We start from the raw sequence: 7763 nt of genomic DNA, 5'->3' as shown, positions 1-7763 counted from the left end.
GAACTCGCGCAGCTTCATGTGGGGGGCTTCCTCCGGGCACCAGATCGCGGCGGACATCTCGACGCCATCCCATGCCTGCTCGACGCTCGCGTCGGCGGCGAGCGTGCCGGGTAAGGGCTCTTGCGGATCGCCGCTGCGCCGGATGCGTGCCCGGGTTCTCACGGCGCTGCTGCTGCGCCATTCGTACTTCGCGTAGCCGTTGTCCCAGTAGACCAGGATCGCGCGCTGCGGGGTGAACTTGATGAAGCGGATGCACAGCGCCTCGAACGAGACCTGGAAGCGCTTGGCAATGGCGCTGAGGACGTGCAGATCGATGCGTCCGTTCGAGATCCACTCGCGCAGCCGATCACCGGGCATCAGCAAATTGCTGGCGAAGTCGTCGGCCTCGCGCTCGATCAGGCGCATGGTCTCGTGGCCGGAGTGGACGCTTTCCTTGTCGCAGTTGAAACGCGGCTGCCGGTCGCGGTGCAGGACGAAGTGCCCGAGCTCGTGAGCGATGGTGAATCGCTGGCGCTGCGGGCTGACCGTGCCGTTGTAGGCGATACCCCAGACTTCAGGGTCATCAGGGTCCCGCGCCAGCAGGCCCTCGAAGGCATCGTCGTTGAACTGCACCGGCGGACGAATCTCCCGAACCCCTTTGCCGTAGGGCGTGGTCGGCAGCATCTGCCGCACGACATCGAGATCGACGGCCTCGGGCACGTCCGCGCCATACCAAGCCCGCAACCAGTGGTGGACTTTGTTGGCGGCGATCGCGCCGTTGAGGGCCGGGGGCGTGTTCACCTTTTGCTTTCCGGCAGATCCTTGTCCGGGAAGATGATCTTCAGCGCTTGGCGCACCCGGTCCTTCTCAGCTTCGGTCATGCCGGCGTACGCCCGGAAGAAGGCCACATCCTCGGGGCTGGCCTCGGGGACCTGGGGCATGGGCTCACCCATGATGTCCTCCATCGTGACGCCCAACACCCTGGCCAGCGCCTGCACGCGCTCGGCCGAGGGGCGTTGGCCCTCCTTCATCTCCAGTTCCCAGATGTAAGCCTTGGTGCAGCCGACCGCGTCGGCCACCTGCTGCAGGGTCAATTTCTTCGCCTCGCGGAATCGCCGCAGGCGAGATCCAAACGCGGAAGCCATGGCGATGCCCCGTCTCGAATCACGGGAAGTGTTGGAATGCGATCCGACAGTATAGCCCTGTGATACCAAACGCCGCTAGATGTGCCATGCAGTTTGACAAGCGGATCAGGCCGGGACACAATCGCGCTGTATCACGCTGCTTTACTTTGGCGTGACACAAGTTCAGTCAGCCGTCGCCGGCCCGCGTGCCCGAAGCCTCGGTCAGCAGACCTCCGACGTCACCTCAAGGAAAGGACCGAGACGCGATGAAGAAGACCTATGTCGACGTGCTGCAGGCGCTGCCGCCGGATGAGACGCTGCACCAGTTTCTCGCCAGCCATGGGCTGGCGGTGCCGCCAGCGCTCGATGCACAGCCGCACGAGCCGCCGAACCGGGCCGTGATTGAAGCCATCATGACGTGGGGCGACACCTCGGCGCGCGACCGGCTGACGGCCGAGCTGGTGGCCAGCGTCGCGCTGGGTGATGCCGCGGGCGGCCAGGCGATGTTCGAGGCGGCGCTGTCCGATCCCGCCGTGGTGACGGGCCTGGCGTTGTGCCAGAGCGACCTGCATCGCTCGTTCTGGCTGTACGTGCGGCACCGGGCGCTGTTCGAACGCGCCAGCGATCTCGATTTCTGGGCGCACCACAGCGCCCAGGCGCAGCAATACGACTTGGGAGTGCGGCGCCCTGCGATCCCGACGGACGCCGCACTGGCCGGTCTGCGTCGAGCGATCTCGGCCTACTACCAGCGCGAGCGCCAGTGCGGCGAGGGCTGTGTGGCCTATCTCGTGCCCAGGAGCCCCGGCATCCACCTGCTGACGGTGCACGTCAAAGACCTGGCCGAGCTGCGCCTGGAGTTCGAGGGCGTGGTGTTGAAGCAGCGCGTGGGCAACCCGAACATCCACATGGTGTTGGAGTACGCCGAAGCCACGGGCGTGGTGCGCACCCTGGCGCGCGGCGGTCACAAGGTGCAGCAGATGCTGGTGGAGGCCTTCGCCGAGCATGTGCTCGGGGTGAAGGCCACGCCCGAGCGTATCAAGGCCCCGGCGCTGGACTTGTCGGCGCTGCGCACGGGCTTCGATGTGCCGGAGGTGTTCGAGGACGGCTTCTCGCTGGTGCAGCTGAAGTCGCTCACGCTGCTGAGTCCGGAGGGAGATCTGAAAATCGAGTGCACGGCCATGCAGGCCAGTCAGCACCGCTCGGTGCATGAACTGCTGCGCGATCAACTGCCGGGCCCGCTGGAAGGCCGCTGGGCGGTGCTGGCGGCTCAGATCAACCTGTACTACCCTCCCGAGCCAGGGCGCACCCGGGCGCGCGTGGTGCCCATCGAGGTCACGAGCCGCGGGCGGCTCAACCTGCACCAGTTCGATGCCAAGCTGCAAGCGCAGCTGGAGCGCTACCTGGTACGCATCGGCATCCTGCGCCCCGGCCAGACCTTGAGCGCACAGGAGGCACCCTTCGCCGCGGGCACGGTCAGGGCGACGACTCCCGAGGACGCGTGAGATGTCGGCACACGAGGGCTGGCAGTTCGTCTGCCGGCTGTTCGCCGCGGGCATGCCGGTGCTGCGCGCCACCCTGTCGCCGCGCGAGGTGGCGCTGCTGCCGCACCTGGGCCGCGCGATCCAGGCGGCCGTGACTGATCAATCTTGCGTGCTGTGCCCGCATTGTGCGCTGCATCGGGCGCCGGTGTTCGGCGACGGGCGCGGCGGACGCTTGTGCCGCTGCCCGGACTGCGGGCCGGTGCCGGTCTCGCCGCAGGACGGCGCAGCGCTGCGGTTGAACGAGGACTGGCTGCGCCAGAAGCTGCGCCTGGCCCTTGCGATCGACAGCCGCGACGGCATCGACGACCTTGGTGACGGCGTGTGGCGGCTGGGCGAATCCCGGCGCGCGCCGGTGCTGCTCGCACGCGACATCGTGAGGCTGTGGCAAGAACCAGCGCTGCTGGATCGGGTGCGCGTGACCGGTGGCGACGTTCGGGTGATTACACCCAAACCGCGCGAAACGCGCGGTGCGCCCTTCGGGCCGGGCGTGCAGTGGTGGGCGTTGGAAGATCGCTTCACCCTCTACGGTGGCGGCATCGCGCTCATCGGCCTGCCGGGTGAGCCGCCAGACCCGCAGGCCAGCGATCCAACGACGCCAGTGAAGGGGCCTTTCTCGGCGGATTTCCGCTGGGTCACGCTGCCCGACTGGCCGCACGGCCCGATCCGGCTGACCGAGGCTCAGGCAGCAGTGTTCGAGGCCCTGTGGTCGTTCAAGGGGGAGCCCCGCACCGCCGAACAGGTCATGCGGCGTGCCGGGCTCGACAGCGCCAAGCCCATCGACGTGTTCAAGGTCAAGACGCGCGACAAGGGCAAGCCGGAAGCCGAAGGGCCACTCGTTGCATACCGGGCCCTCGTCCAGGTCGTGCAGGGGCGCCCGGGGCTGTACTCGATGCCCTGTGCTGCAGCATTGGGCCCCGTGCAGGCTTGATGCCTTGCTCAACCACGGCGTTGCCAGCAAAACGGTGTCCGGGGTCAAACTGGAGCTTGCGTGCCGTTGCGGGCAGTAGTTTTGTCAGGTCCAAATGCGCCGTTTGGCCTGCGTCAGTTTCCCGGCGGTCTCCAGCTGTACATACACCAAACGCCTCTGGTCATCCACCGCGTCGCAACTCCCTGACACCCCGGACCAGCTTGCGGCGCAACAGGGCCCGCAGGGTCGCCCCATCCGAGTACCCGACCTGCGCGGCGACTTGGTCGACGCTCGCGTTTCCGGTGCGCAAGAGATGGACGGCATGTTCCACGCGCAGGTCCTGGAAATACGACAGCGGTGTCTTACCCAAAACGCTTTGCAGCCGCCGCGCCAAGGTGCGCTCGCTTGTGCCCGCGGCGCTCGCCGCCTCGGCCAGCGAGAACCCCTTCGCGAGCCGACTTCTGGCCCAGCACTCGAAGCGCTCCACCACCGGGTCGGCATGCGCAAGGTGGTCGGGAATCACGAACTCGGCTTGCGAACTGCGTGCCTCGACCAGCAGATAGCGTGCCACCAGGGCCGCCAGCGCTGGACTGCGCTCCCGGATGATGCGCAAGGCCAAGTCGACGTGGGCCAAAGCGGCACCCGCGGTGGTGAAGCGTGTCGAGTCCACGATCATGCGTGACTCGTCCAGCGTGACGTTCGGATAGCGCTGCCGAAACATCGGCCCCAGCCACCATGACGTCGTCGCACGATGCCCATCAAGCAGGCCGCTCTCTGCAAGCAAGAAGCTACCGGAGCAAGCGGCACCTAGGTGCGCGCCAGCGGTGGACCACTGCTGTAGCGCCGCGACCGCGTCGGGCACATCGGGGCGTGTGAGTCGAGCCGAGAGCGTGTCAGGCATCTTGTCGCCAAACGCGGGCACGAGCACGACGTCTGGTTCCGGCACACCATGCGCAGGGACCACGGGGACCGTCAAGCCTTGCGCAGTTCGGATGCGACGCCGCACGCCCACCAGCGTGAGCTCTATGTGCGCGGGAGCCTGTGGCAGCGAGCCCGCCATCGCATTGGCCAAGCCCACTGTGTCGGTGAGCGCCGCAAGCCCCAGATCAAACACGCCATCACAAACAAGGATGTGGAGTTTCATGGCAATAATGACATCAAAGTTGTCATTATTGCCTATAGAGATGGCTGTGATGAAGACTTAGACTGCAGTCTCGTCGATCCCTTCACCCACTTTTCCATTTGCCCAAAGGAATACATCATGACCAAGCTTGCCCTGTTTGTTCGCCTCGAAGCCAAACCCGGCCAGGAGGCTGCGCTTGCCGACTTCCTGGCCAGCGCACTGCCGCTCGCCAACGCCGAGTCCGGCACCACGGCCTGGTTCGCATTGAAGTTTGGCCCTTCGACGTTTGGTGTGTTCGATGCCTTTGCCGATGAGGCAGGTCGCCAAGCACATCTGAACGGCCAGATCGCCGCGGCCTTGATGGCCAACGCCGCGACCTTGCTCAGTTCTCCGCCCAATATCGAGAAGGTCGAACTGCTTGCAGCCAAACTGCCTGCATGACAACCCGGCCTTGACTCAATCAGGTCACGCTGCAGGATGGGGGGCACGCGGCCCTACGCAGCGTCCCCCCTCGATTGCACTTGCCCAGGGAGCTACCTTCCACAGCGCCCCGTGCAGGCTTGATGCCTTGCTCATCCAAGCACGATGGACAACCGATGGCAGTGACGCACGTGCAAGTCACTGGGCCACAAGGCCATTTGCGTGCGCTTCCGCAAAGAAGTTGGCGCGGATTTCGAGAGAAAAGAGGGCGAAAGAGAGTCGAACCGGGTGGGCCCTTCGCGACCTGGCGACGAAGGGCAGCACACGCAGAACGGGTCGCCGCCCCGCGTTGTTTCGCGGAACCTGAAAACGAAAACGCCCAACCGGAGCCGGTTGGGCGTTGAATGGTGGTGGACCTTCCCTAAACGGAATCCAACCGGCATCTACATCGAGGTAGGAATGTAGCGGAAATGTTGGGAATCCTGATTAGCCCCGACCCTCAGCCATGAAAATTGCTCGCAGCGCGCAAGACCGGCTCGGGGCAAGGCTTGCAGCGCAGCATGGCGGTGGCCAGTCGCGGCAGCATCTCATGCAGGCGGAAGCGACGGTTGAACCGGTAGGCGGCTTCGGCCAGGTAGCGCCGCGCGTACTTGGCCTGGCGGATGGCGTGGTAGGTGCCGTTGATGGCGCGCTTGACGTTGCCCAGCAGCACGTTCACCCAACGCGCGCCCGGCGCCTCGGTGGCGGCACGGCCGCCGCCGGTGTCCAGCGTGGTGTGGGCGTGGCCGGCGTCTTCGAGCCGGCGGAAGCAGGCCAGACCGTCGGTATAGGTCTCGCACCCGGGCGCCAGGCGCCGTGCGATCCAGTCCTCGAGCGAGACGTTGTCGAAGCTGCGCACCGGCTCGATCACGGCCAGGCTCGGCGCGGCGAAGCGGGCGTCGGTCTGCACCGCGATCACGAAGGGTTGCTTGCCCTCGGCACCGCGCCCGCGCTTGCCGCCGTTGCGCTCGCCGCCGAGGTAGGCATCGTCGATCTGCACGAAGCCATTGAGCCGCCGGGGTTCCTCGCGCTCGGCCATGGCCTGCATGATCTTGTGCTTCACCCGCCAGGCGGTCTTGTAGTTGACTCCCAGGTGGCGCATCAGCTCCAGCGCGGCGAGGTTGGTCTTGGTCGCGGTCAGCAGGTGCAGGGCCAGCAGCCAGGTGCGCAGCGGCAGCTTGGTGCCCTCGAACATCGTGCCGGCGGTCAGCGTGGTCTGGTGCCGGCAGGCGCGGCACTGGTAGTAGACCGTCGTCCCGCGCCGAAACCGCGAGCGGGCCCGTCCAGTGCAGGCCGGGCAGCGGAAGCCTTGCGGCCAACGCCACTGGTACAGGGCACGGTAGCACTTGGCCTCGGTGCCGTAGCGGGCGATGAACTCGGCCATGGACAGGCCAGCCTGGAACTGCACGGAATTGATGCTCATGACGCCACCTCGTCGCCTTCAGGTGGCCGTATGCTCGGCGGTGGGCGACGCACATCCTGCGACTGGCGGCTGAGGGTCGGGGCTAATCAGGTTGGGAATTGAGGGCGTTGACCGGGGCCGGCATAAACTTCGGCGAGGCCGGCGCGCAGGTCGCAAATGGACTGTCGCATCAAGTCGATGCCCGGCTAGGCTTGCGCCCGCCAGACAGATCGTTCCGAGGTCATCGGGGCGATCAATGCGCGGATCTTGGTGACCGCCTCGGATGCGGAATGTGGTAGGGAGGTGAAGACGACCTTCTTACCGCCATCCAGACTCCAGGGGCTGAACTGCTCGGCCGGCGGGATCGACGGCCGTGCAGGGTCCAGCGGGTACGCAAGTACGCCCCACGACATCCTGCTGACTGCAGGAATGAACCGGCCAAGGTACGCGGCCATCTGGTACAGATCCTCGCGCTGCGGACCATTCGGCGCGCTTGCGGACGGATGCAGCGACTTGTACTTTGCATCCACCACCCCTTGAACCTGCCCTCCGGCATGGAGGATCGCGTCCGGGATCAGTGTGCCCAAGCCCTGGCCGGTGACGTCGCTATGGAGCATCTTCTTGGTGGCGGCCTTCTCCCGGGCGCCGTGAGTCACGGTCAGCGGCGCGGCAGCCTTGCGCAGCACGCTGAGCACATACATCTCCCACAATTCGGCCACGTCAAGCAAGACCCCCTTGGTCTCGCCACTGGCATCGACGTCGGCGGCAAGGCCTCTGCGATTCGCAATCTGGCGGGAGAGTTCTGCAATGGGCGCAAAGCCCGCCGTGATCGGCGTGTAGCGAATCCGGTCGAGCTCGGCCTTGGTCGGCACGCGCGGGCGGGCACCAGTGACGGACATCAGCTGCGGGATGAGTTCCTTTGCGCGTGCCGGCATCCATTGCTCGTCTGGTACGCCAAGCCAGCGGCGAAGCACCTCGTAGGCGGCCACGATGGCGTCAGATGCAGCGTGGTCCAGCGATCGCTCGGAGCGTAGAAGTCAAGTTGCTGGTTCGGCAACAGCTTCTCTAGCTCTCCCCTGATGGCCAGGATCGCGCGGTCCTCGTCCTCCGGCTCAGAGCTAAGGAAGGTCTGAACAACCCGCTCTGCCGCCCGGATTGCGGCATCGTGGCGCCGGCCTGGCGTCGCTTTCGAGCCGGATTTCGCCCGTGCAGGGCGGTTTTTGGCGGG

8 protein-coding genes are annotated in these 7763 nt (G+C 66.1%); 3 read left to right on the top strand and 5 right to left on the bottom strand.

All coding sequences use genetic code 11. The annotated features are described in order from the left end of the window. Positions 1-780 (bottom strand): ImmA/IrrE family metallo-endopeptidase (locus tag KHN96_RS22585; RefSeq protein WP_244855924.1); only part of this gene is annotated, 780 nt, incomplete at its 3' end. Next, positions 777-1124, bottom strand: coding sequence for a helix-turn-helix domain-containing protein (locus KHN96_RS22580; protein ID WP_115044230.1), 348 nt, complete (start codon positions 1122-1124; stop codon positions 777-779). The genes KHN96_RS22580 and KHN96_RS22585, both read right to left, overlap by 4 nt. Positions 1125-1369: 245 nt before the next feature. On the opposite strand from KHN96_RS22580, the gene KHN96_RS22575 reads away from it, so the two are divergent. Together KHN96_RS22575 and KHN96_RS22570 are read left to right on the top strand one after the other, a co-directional pair. Next, on the top strand, positions 1370-2605 hold the full coding sequence (locus tag KHN96_RS22575) for a hypothetical protein (RefSeq protein WP_019559507.1): 1236 nt from the start codon (positions 1370-1372) through the stop codon (positions 2603-2605). A 1-nt stretch (position 2606) separates the two neighbouring features. After that, positions 2607-3572 (top strand): hypothetical protein, encoded by a 966-nt coding sequence (locus tag KHN96_RS22570; RefSeq protein ID WP_115044293.1) that lies wholly within the window; start codon positions 2607-2609, stop codon positions 3570-3572. A gap of 160 nt (positions 3573-3732) precedes the next feature. On the opposite strand, the gene KHN96_RS22565 is transcribed toward KHN96_RS22570, so the two are convergent. Then, positions 3733-4746, bottom strand: a complete 1014-nt coding sequence (locus KHN96_RS22565) for a GlxA family transcriptional regulator (protein ID WP_181817654.1) — start codon at positions 4744-4746, stop codon at positions 3733-3735. A 66-nt stretch (positions 4747-4812) separates the two neighbouring features. Between KHN96_RS22565 and KHN96_RS22560 the strand changes: the two genes are divergently transcribed. Continuing rightward, positions 4813-5115: a putative quinol monooxygenase gene (locus KHN96_RS22560; protein WP_007182542.1), complete on the top strand. Its 303-nt coding sequence runs from the start codon at positions 4813-4815 to the stop codon at positions 5113-5115. Positions 5116-5593: 478 nt separating this feature from the next. Here KHN96_RS22560 and KHN96_RS22555 read toward each other — a convergent pair whose 3' ends face one another. Continuing rightward, positions 5594-6556 carry an IS1595 family transposase gene (locus KHN96_RS22555; protein WP_115044297.1) on the bottom strand — a complete coding sequence of 321 codons (963 nt, stop codon included), beginning with the start codon at positions 6554-6556 and terminating at the stop codon, positions 5594-5596. 185 nt (positions 6557-6741) lie between these two features. Beyond that, the gene (locus KHN96_RS22550) at positions 6742-7524 is read right to left on the bottom strand and encodes a 5-methylcytosine restriction system specificity protein McrC (RefSeq protein WP_147282542.1); all 783 of its coding nucleotides are present in this window, start codon (positions 7522-7524) and stop codon (positions 6742-6744) included. Between the last annotated feature and the right edge of the window lie 239 nt (positions 7525-7763).

This window comes from Ralstonia mannitolilytica, from assembly GCF_905397375.1.
Taxonomy (GTDB): domain Bacteria; phylum Pseudomonadota; class Gammaproteobacteria; order Burkholderiales; family Burkholderiaceae; genus Ralstonia; species Ralstonia mannitolilytica.
Note: the sequence above shows the minus strand (reverse complement) of the source record. Positions and strands in the feature narration are given on the sequence as shown.